16 protein-coding genes and 2 tRNA genes are annotated in these 13,467 nt (G+C 54.8%); 15 read left to right on the top strand and 3 right to left on the bottom strand.

The window, feature by feature from the left end; all coding sequences use genetic code 11:
* Positions 1-9 precede the first annotated feature (9 nt).
* From P159_RS0115820 to P159_RS0115785, 8 genes are all read left to right on the top strand, one after another.
* On the top strand, positions 10-477 hold the full coding sequence (locus P159_RS0115820; RefSeq protein ID WP_029545626.1) for a chemotaxis protein CheW: 468 nt from the start codon (positions 10-12) through the stop codon (positions 475-477).
* A gap of 57 nt (positions 478-534) precedes the next feature.
* Positions 535-1,149 (top strand): chemotaxis protein CheC, encoded by a 615-nt coding sequence (locus P159_RS0115815; protein ID WP_029545624.1) that lies wholly within the window; start codon positions 535-537, stop codon positions 1,147-1,149.
* 1 nt (position 1,150) lies between these two features.
* Entirely contained in the window at positions 1,151-1,636 is a 486-nt protein-coding gene (locus tag P159_RS0115810; protein ID WP_029545623.1) for a chemotaxis protein CheD, read from the top strand.
* A gap of 20 nt (positions 1,637-1,656) precedes the next feature.
* The gene (locus P159_RS19635; protein ID WP_139283550.1) at positions 1,657-2,013 is read left to right on the top strand and encodes a hypothetical protein; all 357 of its coding nucleotides are present in this window, start codon (positions 1,657-1,659) and stop codon (positions 2,011-2,013) included.
* A gap of 44 nt (positions 2,014-2,057) precedes the next feature.
* Positions 2,058-2,816, top strand: coding sequence for a FliA/WhiG family RNA polymerase sigma factor (locus tag P159_RS0115800; RefSeq protein WP_029545619.1), 759 nt, complete (start codon positions 2,058-2,060; stop codon positions 2,814-2,816).
* A gap of 85 nt (positions 2,817-2,901) precedes the next feature.
* Entirely contained in the window at positions 2,902-4,605 is a 1,704-nt protein-coding gene (locus tag P159_RS0115795) for a FapA family protein (RefSeq protein WP_029545617.1), read from the top strand.
* A gap of 30 nt (positions 4,606-4,635) precedes the next feature.
* Complete coding sequence (locus P159_RS0115790) at positions 4,636-4,965, top strand: hypothetical protein (RefSeq protein ID WP_029545615.1); 330 nt, start codon at positions 4,636-4,638, stop codon at positions 4,963-4,965.
* Between the two features lie 37 nt (positions 4,966-5,002).
* On the top strand, positions 5,003-5,878 hold the full coding sequence (locus P159_RS0115785) for a hypothetical protein (protein ID WP_029545613.1): 876 nt from the start codon (positions 5,003-5,005) through the stop codon (positions 5,876-5,878).
* 80 nt (positions 5,879-5,958) lie between these two features.
* On the opposite strand, the gene trpD is transcribed toward P159_RS0115785, so the two are convergent.
* From trpD to P159_RS0115770, 3 genes are all read right to left on the bottom strand, one after another.
* Entirely contained in the window at positions 5,959-6,975 is a 1,017-nt protein-coding gene (gene trpD, locus P159_RS0115780; protein WP_029545612.1) for an anthranilate phosphoribosyltransferase, read from the bottom strand.
* A gap of 145 nt (positions 6,976-7,120) precedes the next feature.
* Positions 7,121-7,197, bottom strand: a tRNA-Arg gene (locus P159_RS0115775).
* A 3-nt stretch (positions 7,198-7,200) separates the two neighbouring features.
* Positions 7,201-7,277, bottom strand: a tRNA-Pro gene (locus P159_RS0115770).
* Between the two features lie 161 nt (positions 7,278-7,438).
* On the opposite strand from P159_RS0115770, the gene P159_RS0115765 reads away from it, so the two are divergent.
* The 7 genes from P159_RS0115765 (at position 7,439) to mrdA (ending at position 13,463) form a co-directional block, all read left to right on the top strand.
* Entirely contained in the window at positions 7,439-7,708 is a 270-nt protein-coding gene (locus P159_RS0115765; RefSeq protein ID WP_029545610.1) for a DUF4321 domain-containing protein, read from the top strand.
* 12 nt (positions 7,709-7,720) lie between these two features.
* A complete protein-coding gene (locus P159_RS0115760) occupies positions 7,721-8,317 on the top strand; it encodes a Maf family protein (protein WP_029545608.1) in 597 nt (198 codons plus the stop codon).
* Positions 8,280-8,975: a DNA repair protein RadC gene (radC, locus tag P159_RS0115755; RefSeq protein ID WP_029545607.1), complete on the top strand. Its 696-nt coding sequence runs from the start codon at positions 8,280-8,282 to the stop codon at positions 8,973-8,975. Before P159_RS0115760 ends, radC begins: the two co-directional genes overlap by 38 nt.
* 127 nt (positions 8,976-9,102) lie before the next feature.
* On the top strand, positions 9,103-10,146 hold the full coding sequence (locus P159_RS0115750; protein WP_029545605.1) for a rod shape-determining protein: 1,044 nt from the start codon (positions 9,103-9,105) through the stop codon (positions 10,144-10,146).
* Positions 10,143-11,084, top strand: coding sequence for a rod shape-determining protein MreC (mreC, locus tag P159_RS0115745; protein ID WP_051650417.1), 942 nt, complete (start codon positions 10,143-10,145; stop codon positions 11,082-11,084). Before P159_RS0115750 ends, mreC begins: the two co-directional genes overlap by 4 nt.
* 2 nt (positions 11,085-11,086) lie before the next feature.
* On the top strand, positions 11,087-11,581 hold the full coding sequence (gene mreD / locus P159_RS0115740) for a rod shape-determining protein MreD (RefSeq protein ID WP_051650416.1): 495 nt from the start codon (positions 11,087-11,089) through the stop codon (positions 11,579-11,581).
* 82 nt (positions 11,582-11,663) lie between these two features.
* Positions 11,664-13,463 (top strand): penicillin-binding protein 2, encoded by a 1,800-nt coding sequence (mrdA, locus tag P159_RS0115735; protein ID WP_029545599.1) that lies wholly within the window; start codon positions 11,664-11,666, stop codon positions 13,461-13,463.
* The last annotated feature ends 4 nt before the right edge of the window (positions 13,464-13,467 follow it).

Genomic DNA, 13,467 nt, shown 5'->3' with positions numbered 1-13,467 from the left:
GCAACTAAGATGGCAAACGAAGATACGACCAAGAACGAAGTCCAGGAAGGATTGCAGGTTGTGGCATTCAAGCTCCATGACGAGGAGTATGGTGTAAGCATCCTAAATGTACAGGAAATCCGTAATCTGACTGATATTACCAGAGTGCCCTTTGCTGCTGAATTCATCAAAGGGGTCATCAATCTCCGCGGTTCTGTGCTGCCGGTCATTGACCTTAAGCAGCGCCTGGGATTGGCTGAGACTCCTTACACCGACAGCACCCGTATCGTTACCGTGACGGTGGACGATCTGCATGTGGGCATGCTGGTGGACGCAGTGACAGAGGTCATGACCATCGAGGCCAAGCCCGTGGATACCAAGAAGGCTATCAACGCCAAGGATACCAGGTTCCTTTCTGGCATAGGCAATGTAGAAGGCCGGCTTATCATCATGCTGAACCTGGAGGAGATTGTAGGGCTGCCAAAGGATGGCAAGTAACCCGGAGAACTGGAATTTTGAAGCCGCGAAGCAGTTCACACAGCGAGGTGTCAGAATATGAATGATGAACTCGATTTGTCCCCGGCGCAACTTGATGCGCTAAAAGAAATAGGCAATATCGGGGCGGGCAATTCCGCCACCGCCCTGTCCCAGGTCATCAACCGCCGCATTGATATGAATGTGCCCAAGGTGGCTCTGGTGCCTCTGGAAGCTGTACCTGATCTGGTAGGAGGACCTGATGCCATTGTGGTGGGGGTTTTCCTCCGGGTTTATGGCAAGGCTCCGGGCAATATCCTCTTCCTTCTGCCCAAGAACAGTGCTTTTTATCTGGTTGACACTTTGATGGGGCGTCCTCAGGGCACTACCACCAAACTGGACTTCATGGATGAGTCTGCACTCATGGAAATCGGCAATATTCTGGCAGGTGCTTACCTCAATGCCTTCTTCACCTTCACCCAGCTGGCTATGCTTCCCTCCATCCCGGCTCTGGCTATGGATATGGCAGGTGCTATCCTGAATGTGGTGCTGGTGCAGCTGGGCCAGATGGGTGACCAGGCCCTGGTTATTGAGACAGAATTCCTTTCTGAGGATGACGGTATCAACGGGCACTTCTTCCTGGTGCCGGATCCTGGTTCATTGGAGACGATAATATCTGCAGTAGGAGTTGAGTGATATGCCAGAACTGATTCGAGTGGGCATGGCAGACTACAAGGTAGGCAAAGCTCCCGCCACCATTATCAGCTATGGCTTGGGGTCCTGCATAGGAATTTCCCTCTATGACCCCCAGCTCAAGGTGGGCGGCCTCCTGCACATCATGCTGCCTGACAGCACCCAGGCCAGGGGCACCGATAATCCTGCCAAGTTCGCAGATACTGGTCTGCCACTTTTGCTGAAGGATGTACTGGCTTTGGGGGCTTCCAAGTCCCGGCTGGTAGCCAAGATCGCCGGTGGTGCCCAGATGTTTGCCTTTGCCAATGCTACGGATGTCATGCGGGTGGGAGCCAGGAATGCTGAGGCTTCCAAGAAAATGCTGAAGGACCTGGGGATAAGGCTGATTGCCGAAGATACTGGCGGCACCTATGGCCGTACGGTTTCCATCAATCTTGAGGATGGCAGCTATATAGTCAAGACGGTCAACAAGGGTGAAGCAGTGATTTAAGAGGCGGGTGGTGAGGCGCATTGTTCAAGTTATGCTTGGCCCTGGCCTTTGGGCTGGTGGCAGCTTTTGCCATCGGCCTGGCGGGCCTCTTGGCAGATGTGACCCTCGCTACCGCCTTTTTGCGGAGCCTGTTGGGCTTTCTGCTGGCAGGGCTTTTGAGTTATTTGGTGGCATTTGTCCTTGAAGCCAAGGAATGGGCGGATTTTGACAAAAATCTCGTGCTGGCCTCCCTTGATGGGAAGCCGGAAGAAGGCTCTCCTGAAGATGAGGAGGGCGGTCAGGAGGAGGAGACAGGTGCACCTGCTGAGGAGGTCACGGAGGAAGGAGGCTTTACGCCTTTTTCCCCGGAGAACCTTAATCGTGTTGAGCCCCCCTGATAATATGCTGGTCAGCTTAGGGAGGCAGTGGGGAGGTGGCGCCTATGGCCTTGAATGAGACCTTGACTGAAGTGCAGCTGGAGTCTCTTTGGAGGCGTTATAAAAAAAGCAAGGACAGCGCCCTGCGCAATGAACTGGCAGAGTATTACCTGCCGCTGGTTAAGGTCGTTGCCGGGCGGCTTGCCATCAGCCTGCCCAGCCATGTGGATAGGGACGATCTCTTAAGCAGTGGCTTTTTTGGCCTGATAGATGCCATTGACAGGTTTGAGCCGGATCGCAAGAACAAGTTCGAGACTTATGCAGGTGTCAGGGTCCGTGGAGCCATGCTGGACTATCTGCGCTCCAAGGACTGGGTGCCCGTGACTATGCGGCAGAAAATCCGTCGCTATGAGCAGGCGGTGCTGGAAGTGGAAAGCCGTCTGGGCCGTTCTGCCACAGATGAGGATCTGGCGGGAGAGATGGGGCTGACCGTCAAGGAGCTCCAGAATCTGGAGAGCCAGATCAGTGCCGCTACGGTGATTCCACTGGACGATTACCTGCGGGCAGATATGCCTGGCGGGGCAGACCCTGAGCCCGTGGAGAAGCTGGAAAAGCAGGAACTCAGGGAAACTCTGGCTCAGGCCATACAGAGACTTCCGGAAAAGGAAAAGAAGGTAGTAGCTCTTTATTATTATGAAGAAATGACTTTGAAAGAAATAAGCCTGGTCATGGAGCTTTCCGAGGCGCGCATTTCGCAGTTGCACACCAAGGCAGTATTCAGGATGCGGGGGTATCTTTCCCGCATGAAGGCCAGCTTGGTATAGATAGGCACAAGGGTGCTTCAGATTGAGATTATGCCCTTTCATGTCAGCATGAAAGGGCGTCTTAGGATAGAGGGGGCTGGGAATCATGGCTGAGAAGGAGCTGCGCTCCCCCGTTGGCGGGGCAGGAGCCGGTTATTTGCTGGAATTCAGGGAAACAGGTGTTTACATCACTATTTTCCCGGATTCCAACGGAATCCTCTTTGAGCTGTCAGATATCCGGCAGATACTCCAGGAGTGCGGCGTAGTGGACTATGATGTGGTGAGCCTTGCCCGCATAGTCAGGGAGTCCTCAGGTGAAGCCCACAAGCTTTCAGATTCCTTTTTGTCCCCCGAGGAAATGAAGGCTTTGCTGGAAGGTGAGAAAAAGCCTGAAGGTGAGGCTGCAGAGGAGGCCCCGCTCTCTGAGGAGGAGGCGGCCCTGGCGGCTATACCGGCAGATATCATTGTGGAGATCAGCCGTGACCGCATGCAGGCAACTGTGCGCTTTGACACCCGCAAGGGCAAGGGGCTGCGTTCTGTCAGTGATATACAGGAGGCGCTGGAGGCCAAGAAGGTAGTTTTTGGCATCAACCTGAATGCCATCAAGAAGGGGGCGCAGGCCCTCAATCCATTTGTGGCAGCCCAAGGGGTGCCGCCCCAGCATGGAGAGAATGCTGTCATTGAGAGAAAATTTGACCTGGGTGTCAAGGGGCGTCCTGTCATAGACAAGTATGACCGGGTGGATTACAAGAACCTGAATCTTTTCGTGCTGGTGAAAAAGGGTGATGTGCTGGCAGTGCGCATTCCCCAGACCCAGGGTGTGCCGGGCAGGAATGTGCTGGGAGCTGAAGTCATGGCCAGGAATGGCCGTCCTCTGCCCCTGCCCTTAGGCAAGGGAACTGCCCAGCAGGGGGAGAATACGGTGATAGCTGCCATTGACGGGCAGATTGTGGACAGCAAGAACAAGATTGCCATAGACCCGCATTTGGTCATAAAGAGCAGTGTAGGTGTGGGGACTGGCAATATTGACTTTGACGGCAGTGTGGAAATCAAGGGCAATGTGGAAGCCGGCTTCATGGTCAAGGCAACCGGCGACATCGAGATTGGCGGCGTGGTCAGCGGCGGCGACGTGCATGGCCGCAACGTCTTTGTCAGCGGCGGGGTCAACGGCATGGGCCGTGGACAGGTTACTGCTGATGCGGATGTGAGGGTGTCTTTTGCAGAAAATGCCAGGATTGAGGCGGGGCAGGACATATACATTTCTGATGTGTCCCTGCACTCAAACATCAGGGCAGGCAGGCATATCTATGTGGAGGACCGCCGGGGACAGATTACCGGTGGGCTGGCAGCTGCCGGAGAGGAGATCAGGGCCAATGTCATAGGCAATCAGGCCTGCGTGGTCACCAATATTTCCGTGGGCATAGACCCTACGCTGCAGAACAAGTATAATCATGCCTGCAATGAGTACAAGGAAACCAAGAAGCGTCTTACGGAAATAACCCAGATGCTCAACACCCTTTCAAAGATTGATGTGAGCAAGCTGCCGCCTCAGCGGGTGGAGCAGATAAATTCCCTGACCCGCTCCCAGTTCCCTTTGGTGGGCAAGCTCAAGCGGCAGGAGGCGGAGATTGCTGCCATGGCGGAGGAGCTTTCCCATATGAAGAACGGTAAGGTATCGGCTTCTTCTATCATTTACCCGGGGGTGCGGATCACCATAAATTCCTTGAAGAAGAACATACAGTCAGAGCTTCAGCGCTGTACCCTGACGGTGCAGGGAGATGAAGTTACGGTAGGGCTTTATGACGGCTGAGTTTCTTAAGAAAGAGAGGGGGGAGCAGCTATGAATGTGACACCCATCAGCATGCAGATGGTGGTGCCCCAATCTACCGAGGCGGGACAGGTACAGCACAATCTCAATCAGGCAGGTGCCTTGCAGCAGGCCTTCGAGGATGTGCGGCAGAAAGAGGATGCCCGGCTCAAGCAGCAGCAGGTGCGGAATAAGGATAACCCCGAGGATGGGAAAATCAAGGATGACCCGGAGCACAGGAACAAGGGCAGCTACGCAGGAAGCAGGCGTGGAAGACAGGCTGAGGCAGAGGAGGAAGAGCCTCAGTTGGAGCTTTTTGCCCGTGACCCGTCAAGGGGGCAGTTCCTGGACATAAGGTATTGAGGATAATCTATGGCAGCAGGAGGCTCTTTTTTTAGTTATGGTCACAGAAGTATTAGGTTTGATGATTGCAGTCGGAGCAGTCCTGGTTTTGGGAGTCAGATATTTAACCAGCAGGCAGGCGAAAGCCCAGGAAATGCAGGAAGATATGCAGCAGTCCACCAAGCGCCTGAAAGCAGAGCTTGAACGTTCCGGGGACGCTGTGGTGAAGCGCTTGGGCAGCCATGTGGCTCATTTGGAGAACCTGATCCGCGAGGCAGATGAGAAGAATGCCCAGTTGTCGGAACGGCTCTCTGAATCACGCCGCATGGAGGAGGATTTCAGGCGGCAGCTCAAGGATCTGGAGAGAAATCTTGAGGATGCCAGAGCAGAGAACCGGCGTCTCAGCGAGGCCCGGGAAAGCCAGCTGAGGCAGCAGGAGGAACTGAGCCGTCAACGGCGTGAGATTCAGCAGCGCCAGGAGGAAGAACGGCAGATGCCCCAGCGGGTGGATGCCCTGGATTTTGCCCAGGTGCTGCAGAATTCCATCCAGAGGGGGGCGGCAGAGGAGGAGAATGATCCTGCCCAGGAAGCAGCAACTTCCAGGCACTCGCTGATAGGAGAGCCGCCTCAGGAGCCTCCGCAGGAAGGTCAGCCCCTGGTGAATGCCCAACAGGCCGCAGGCCTGGCTGAGGCCATGACCAATTGGGAACCTGCGCCTGAGGAGCTTTTCAAGGAGCCTGACAGAGGAGGCGGTAATGTGCCAGCAGGCAAGAGTCATCCTGGTCCTACACCGGACACGGCAGCGGCTAAGGCAAGAGCAATGCTCCTGAGCGGTTACTCGATAGAGGAGGTTTCCCGGGACACAGGTCTGGGGAAAAGAGCTGTGGAGCTGGTCAGGGAAATGAGCCGCCATGAGTTGGAAAAAGTACAATAAAAACAGCGGCCCCGGTTTGATTCTCAAACACGAAGGGCCGCTGTTGGCGTCCAATCATGGACACTGTTGCAATTATTCTTTTAGAGGTTTGAAATTCGCTTGAATTCTTCGACCTGACGCAAGGCTGCCCCGCTGGCGATGAGCTGGCGGGCTTTTTCTATGCCCTCGGCAATAGAGTCTGCCTTGCCGCCGATGTAGATGGCGGCTCCGGCATTGAGCAGCACGATATCTGTCTTGGGACCCTGAGCCCCCTTGAGAATTGCCAGGGTATCGGCAGCATTTTCCTCAGGCGTGCCGCCTTGGATGTCTTTCTTCTCACAGCGGGTAAAGCCGAAGTCCTCTGGTTTTATGGTATAACGGCGGAACCAACCCTCCTTGAACTCGCAGACACTGGTGGGGGCACTCATGGAGAGCTCATCCAGGCAGTCCTGGCCATAGACCACCAGACCGCGCTCCACACCGAGAGAGAGCAGGACCTTGGCCAGCGGCTCCAGCAGATACTCATCGTAAACACCCAGCAGCATGCGCTTGGGGTGGGCGGGATTGGTGAGAGGACCAAGGATATTGAAAACCGTGCGGATGCCCAGTTCCTTGCGTACTGCTCCTACATACTTCATGGAGCTGTGGTATTTCTGGGCAAAGAGGAAGCAGAGCCCTATTTCCTTCAGTTCCTGCACGGCCTTCTCAGGCGGCTGGTCCAAATTCACTCCTAAAGATTCCAGGCAATCCGCTGCCCCGGATTTTGAGGAGGCTGCCCTGTTGCCGTGCTTGGCAACCTTGACACCTGCTGCAGAGATGATGAAAGCGGCGGTGGTAGAGATATTGATGCTGTGGGCGTGGTCACCGCCGGTGCCTACGATTTCCAGCACATCCATATCATGCTCCACTTTCAGGGCATGGTCCCGCATGGCAGCGGCAGAGCCAGAAATCTCCGCAATGGTCTCTGCCTTGGTACTCTTGGTGGAAAGGGCGGCCAGGTAGGCTGCATTCTGCACCTGGCTGGTTTCCCCGTTCATGATCTCATTCATGACGGTGTAAGCTTCATCGTAGGTAAGGTCCTGCTTGCTGACTACTTTCTCAATGGCTTCTTTGATCATGCACATCCGCTCCTTTGAGGGGGAATCAGTTCGTAACATATAAGAAATAACAGAAAAAGAATACCATCTATATGTAAAGTTGTCAACTTTTCGCTGGCAAACATCAAAAAAGGAGCCTGACAAACGTCAGACCCCTTGTATTTCCTGGTGCGCCTGGAGGGATTCGAACCCCCGACCCACGGCTTAGAAGGCCGTTGCTCTATCCAACTGAGCTACAGGTGCAAATGGTCGGGATGACAGGATTCGAACCTGCGACATCCTGCTCCCAAAGCAGGCGCGCTACCAAACTGCGCTACATCCCGTCACATACCTTAATATTATATACACCTGCATCGATTCTGTCAACTAACTTTTCAGGTACTTGAAATTTTCTATGCTATTGTCCATAATATTGTTTTGGGAGACAAAGAAGGATTTTCAATAAGATTGAAGAACATAGAAGGTGTTCTCAGGAGGGATTCTTTTGGCTAGATTTGGCGGCGGCAGCGGTCTTTGTGCCTTGTATGTGGTGGTAGGTGCCATTCTGGGGGGGCTTTTGGGAGAGCTTATCAAGATGAGTGATATGCTCTCCGGGGTGGCTCCTTATCTGGTAACTACTTATCAGGTGTTCGACATAGCACCTGTGACGGTGAATCTTTATGTATTGCAGTTCACTTTGGGGCTTTCTTTTGCACCGAACCTCATGAGTATCCTTGGTGTGGTGCTGGCTATCTATTTGTTCAAGAAATATTGAGGGGGAAGGATTTTGTTTATTTTGGCTTCGGGTTCTCCCAGGCGGCGGGAGCTTTTGAAACAGATTGGCGCCAGGTTCCGGGTGGCCATCAGTGATGCGGCAGAGCTTAAAGGTGACGGTTACGAGCCTTTTCAGCTGGTGCGGCACAATGCAGAGGCCAAGGCCGAGGCTGTGGCCCGCATTCACAAGACTCTGCCGGTGTTGGGAGCTGATACGGTGGTGGCTCTGGAAGGAAGGATTTTCGGCAAGCCACGTGACGAGGAAGAAGCGAGGGAGATGTTGAAGACCCTGTCCGGGAAAGTCCATGAAGTGTTGACAGGCATTGCCTGGGTGAAGGATGGACATACTTTTTCCGAGGTCATCTCCACCAATGTGAAATTCGCCCAGCTGGCAGAGACGGAAATCGACAGGTATGTGGCAGGCGGCGAGCCGCTGGACAAGGCTGGGGCTTATGCCCTGCAGGGCGAGGCCGCTGTCTTCATTGAAGGTATCGAAGGTTCTTACAGCAATGTGGTGGGGCTGCCCCTCTTTGCCACGGCGGCCCTGGCCCGAAGAGCGGGGGTCGATATTTATGGCAGAGACGATTATGGTCAGGGATTTGCCCCTTGAGGAGAGGCCGAGAGAAAAACTTGTAAGCTACGGGCCGTCAGCTCTTTCTAATGCAGAGCTTTTGGCCATCCTCCTGAGGACCGGCACCAGAGGGGAATCTGTGCTGCGCCTGGCAGAGAGGGTGCTGGCCTACTGCAAGGACAGGGGCCTTGCAGCCATGGTGCACATGTCCGTGGAGGAGCTGGCGAAAATCAATGGCCTGGGCCCAGGCAAGGCTGCCACAATCCTGGCGGCAGTTGAGCTGGGCAGGAGGCTTTCTGTGGCAGAAGCCAGGATAGAAGTGATACACGGGCCGGAGGACGCGGCCCGTTTTGCTATGCCTCATTTTCGCCATGAGACGAAGGAACACTTTGCGGTGCTGCTGCTGAACACCAAGAACCACATCCTGGCCATGCCCCTTATCTCCCAGGGAAGTCTGACGGCTTCCGTGGTGCATCCCCGGGAGGTATTTGAGGCGGCGGTGCGGCACTCGGCGGCCTCCATGATACTCCTGCACAATCATCCCTCAGGCGACCCCAGTCCCAGCCGGGAGGATATTGCTGTCACACAGCGTTTGGTGAAGGCAGGACAGGTCATGGATATACCTGTACTGGACCATGTAATAATAGGAAATAATTCCTTTGCCAGCCTGAAGGAAAAAGGACTTATGGGGAACTGAGGAAGTGACTGCAGAAAAAGTGCCTGCATTTGCAAAAAAAATCCCCCAAAGCTTCATAAGTTGTGCTACAATGATGCTTGTATTATTTGTCTATGAATGAATTTCTGAAGGGAGTTTATAAATCAACATGTGGAGTCTTTTTGGTGGTTTTTCTCACGATATGGGTATCGATTTGGGTACCGCAAATACGCTGGTGCACGTGAAGGGCAGGGGCATTGTGCTGCGTGAGCCTTCTGTGGTGGCTATCAAGAGCGATACCGGCGACATCCTGGCCGTAGGTGAGGAAGCCAAGCGCATGATCGGCCGTACCCCCGGCAACATCGTGGCTATCCGTCCCATGAAGGACGGCGTCATTGCAGACTTCGATGTGACTCAGGCCATGCTGAAGTATTTCATTGCCAAGGCCATGAATTCAAAGACCCTGATTTCCAAGCCTCGGGTAGTGGTGGGTGTGCCTTCCGGCGTCACCGAGGTGGAGAAGCGTGCGGTCATCGATGCTGCCCAGCAGGCAGGTGCCCGTGAGGCTTACCTGATTGAGGAGCCTATGGCAGCAGCAATCGGCGCAGGCCTGCCGGTGGAAGATGCTACCGGTTCCATGGTAGTTGACATCGGTGGCGGCACTACGGAAATCGCAGTGATTTCCCTGGGGGGCATTGTCACCAGCCGCTCTATCCGCGTGGGCGGCGATGAGATGGATACTTCCATCGTCCAGTACATCAAGCGCATGTACAACCTGATGATTGGCGAGCGCACTGCTGAGGATATCAAGATTGAGATTGGTACGGCCATTGTCACCCCTGAAACTGACCGCACCATGGACATCCGCGGTCGTGACCTGGTCAGTGGCCTGCCCAAGACCCTGACCATTCAGGCCAAGGAAATCCGCGAGGCTCTCAATGAGCCCATCTACAAGATCATCGATGCTGTCAAGAGCACTCTGGAGAAAACTCCTCCTGAGCTGGCAGCTGATGTCATGGATCACGGCATCATGATGACCGGTGGCGGAGCCCTGCTCACCAACCTGGACAAGCTTCTTTCCAATGAGACGGGGATGCCGGTGCTGGTTTCCGAGGATGCACTTTCCTGTGTAGGCGAGGGCACGGGCAAGTCTCTTGAGAATATTGAACTCCTGAAGCGCGTCGTCATGACGAGCAAGAAGCTGAACTCGTGAGCCGGGTAAGACGTGATAAAAAGTCCCCTAAGAGGTTTTGGGCACTGCTGTTTGTCCTCGTCAGCCTGTTCTGCCTGATTCTTTTTGCAGCCAGGGGGCGCTTCCAGGTGCCCATAGCCAGCCAGACAGTATCACTTATTCTTTCGCCCTTTCAGCAGGCTGTGTCCTGGGTGGGGGGGGAGATAAATTATGTCACCAGCAATATCTGGGAGATTGTCACCGTCCATGAGCAGAACAAGATGCTCAGGAATGAAGTGAACCAGTTGCGCCAGCAGAATCTCCAGGCCAGCGACTTTGCGGCAGAGAATGCCCGCCTGCGTGAGCTTTTGGGCTACAAGCAGGCTGCCACCCAGTTTGACCTGGTGGCAGCCAGAGTCATTGGCCGTGAGTCTGCTACCTGGTCCAGCATGGTGGTCATCAACAAGGGCCTGGGAGACGGTGTGGACAAGGATATGGCTGTGGTTACGGAAAAGGGCCTGGTGGGCCGGGTAATAGAAGCCGGTCCGAACTCTTCCAAGGTGCAGCTGATCCTTGACCCCCGTTCCTCCGTGGGCACACTGGTGCAGCGGGCAGAGTCCCGGGTCACTGGCATTGTGGTGGGGGATATGGATAATCCCACCATGCCGGATATGGTGAATATCCCGAAGACTGCCGACGTGCAGGAGGGAGATCTCATCATCACCTCTGGCTATGGCGGCGTGTTCCCCAAGGGGCTGCCTGTGGGGCTGGTCACTACCTTGAAGAATGATGACGGGGGGCTTTTGAAGATTGCGGTGCTGGAGCCTGCGGTGGACTTCCAGAAGCTGGAAGATGTGGCGGTAATCGTTGCCTCCAGAGAGGCACCGCCTGAGCCCTTGAAGCCTCCTGTCCAGACCCCTGGCACAGAGACAGATCCTGCCACGGGAGAGCCTAGGAATGCAGAAGGGCAGGGGAACTGAGCTTGAAAAAGATAGGCAAATGGGCAGCCTTTGCCGCCGCCCTCTTCGTCCTCCAGACTTCCATCCTGCCCTTGATGGCCTACCATGGCATCACCGCTGACCTGATGCTCCTGCTGACTGTTTCCTTTGCTTTTTTGCGGGGGGCGAAGCAGGGCGCGTTCATGGGATTTTCTGTGGGGCTGATGCAGGATCTGGCCACGGGCACCTACTTCGGAGTGAATACCCTGGCCCGCACCCTGATGGGCCTGCTCTTTGGACAGTTTTCCGACAGGGTCTTCAAGGAGCAGTTTTTCCTGCCGGTGCTGGCTTCTATGGCTGTGACCATACTCAACTATTTTATTTTGGCCCTGCTTATGGTATTATTAGGTTACCGCTTTAATCTGGAAAGCCATATGCAGCAGATGCTTGTGCCCATGCTCCTTTATCAGCTGGCCTTTGCCTATCCTGTACATTATCTTACTTACAGGCTGGACAAGCGTCTGGAAGAAAAAAAGTAATTATGAAGATTGAAGCAGGCACCTTATATATAAAGGGTGCCTTGCTTAATGTAGTGAACCGAGTATTCCAGGGGAGATTGTTTTGACGGAGATTGATGAATACGGCGACAGGCTGAAGGTCGTTGGCTGGCTGGCGGTGCTGGTCATAGTGGTCCTTATTGCCAGAGCCTGCTATTTGCAGATTTATGACGGGGAATACTATGCCCGTCTGGCAGACGGCAACCGCATTCGCCTGATACCTGCCATGGCCCCCCGGGGCAATTTTTTCGACAGGAATGGCGAGCTCCTGGTTGTCAACCGGCCCGGCTTCACCGTTTCTCTGCTGCCCCTCAATGAGCCTGTTTCTGACGAGGTGGTGGACAGGCTCTCGGAGCTCTTGAAGATGCCCAAGGAGGACATCCAGAAGAAGATCGATGCCCATGTGGGCTTTGACCCCATCCGCATCAAGACGGATGTGGCAGCAGATGTGTACTCTGTCATCGAGGAGCAGAAGGAAAAATATCCTGGGGTGGTCATTGAGACACAGCCCATCAGGGATTATATCCTGAATGAGGAAGGAGCCCACACCTTCGGCTATGTCAGTGAAATCAATGATGTAGAGCTGGAGAAGAAGAAGGACGAGGGCTACAAGTCCGGTGACATCATCGGCAAGTTCGGTCTGGAAAAAGTATATGACCATGAGCTGCGGGGAGCCGATGGCGGCGAGCAGGTGGAAGTGGATGTGGCAGGCAAGCCCGTCCAGCGCCTGGGCCGTAAGGAACCACGCCCCGGTGATGACCTTTACCTCACCATTGACAAGCACATCCAGGAAGCGGCGGAAAAGGCTGTAGATGAACGCTTGAAGATGATACATGCCAATGCGGCGGCGGCAGTGGTTTTGAATCCCCAGACCGGCGAAGTGCTGGCCATGGTTAGCCGCCCGGCCTTCAACCCGAATCTCTTTGCCCGGGGGATTTCCGTGAAGGAGTGGAACAAGCTCAACAACAATCCCTACCATCCCATGGACAACAAGACCATCACCGGCGAATACCCGCCGGGGTCAACCTTCAAGATAGTCACGGGTACAGCAGCTCTCACTGAGGGCGTGGTAACACCCGGGGAGCAGATTTTCGATTCAGGCCATCACTGGATCATTCCCAAAGGCAATGCTGACGGTGAGGCTCTGGGCTGGCTGGATTTCCGCGCAGCCATGGCCCATTCGGATAACGTGTACTTTTACGAGATGGGCAACCGTTTGGGGATAGACAGACTGGAGCGCTATGCCCGCATGTTTGGCCTGGGCGCTGTCACGGGCATTGACCTGCCCTATGAGTCTGACGGTCTGGTGGCCAACCGCAAGTACAAGGAAAAGAACTTCGAGGACGGAGACTGGTACCTGTCCGAGACCTTCGATGCTGCCATCGGCCAGGGCTTCAATCTTGTGACTCCCCTGCAGGCCGCCATGGTCATGGGGGAGATTGCAGCAGATGGCAAGCGGTTCAAGCCTCATCTGGTGAACCGCATCGTGGGGCCTGATGGCAAGACCGTGAAGGAATTCAAGCCGGAACTCCTTTCCTCACTTGATGTGAGGCCGGAGGTTATCAGGTTGGTCCAGGAAGGCCTCCACGAAGTGTCCACTTACGGTACAGCAGCTTCCATCTTCCGGGGCTTCCCGGTGCAGATTGCAGGCAAGACGGGAACGGCGGAGAACCCCCACGGCAAGGACCACGGCTGGTTCGTAGCCTATGGACCCTTTGACAATCCCACGGTGGTAGTAGCTGTGGTAGTGGAGCAGGGCGGCTACGGCGCCCAGTCCGCTGTGCCTATCGGTCGTGAGATCCTGGAGGCAGCCTTCGGCATAGAAAAGCCGCAGGAAAGCAAGGATAAGCAAGGCAAGCAGTAACTTA

This window comes from Selenomonas sp. AB3002 (genome assembly GCF_000702545.1).
Lineage (GTDB): Bacteria > Bacillota > Negativicutes > Selenomonadales > Selenomonadaceae > Selenomonas_B > Selenomonas_B ruminantium_A.
This window is presented reverse-complemented; position numbering and strand designations above follow the sequence as displayed.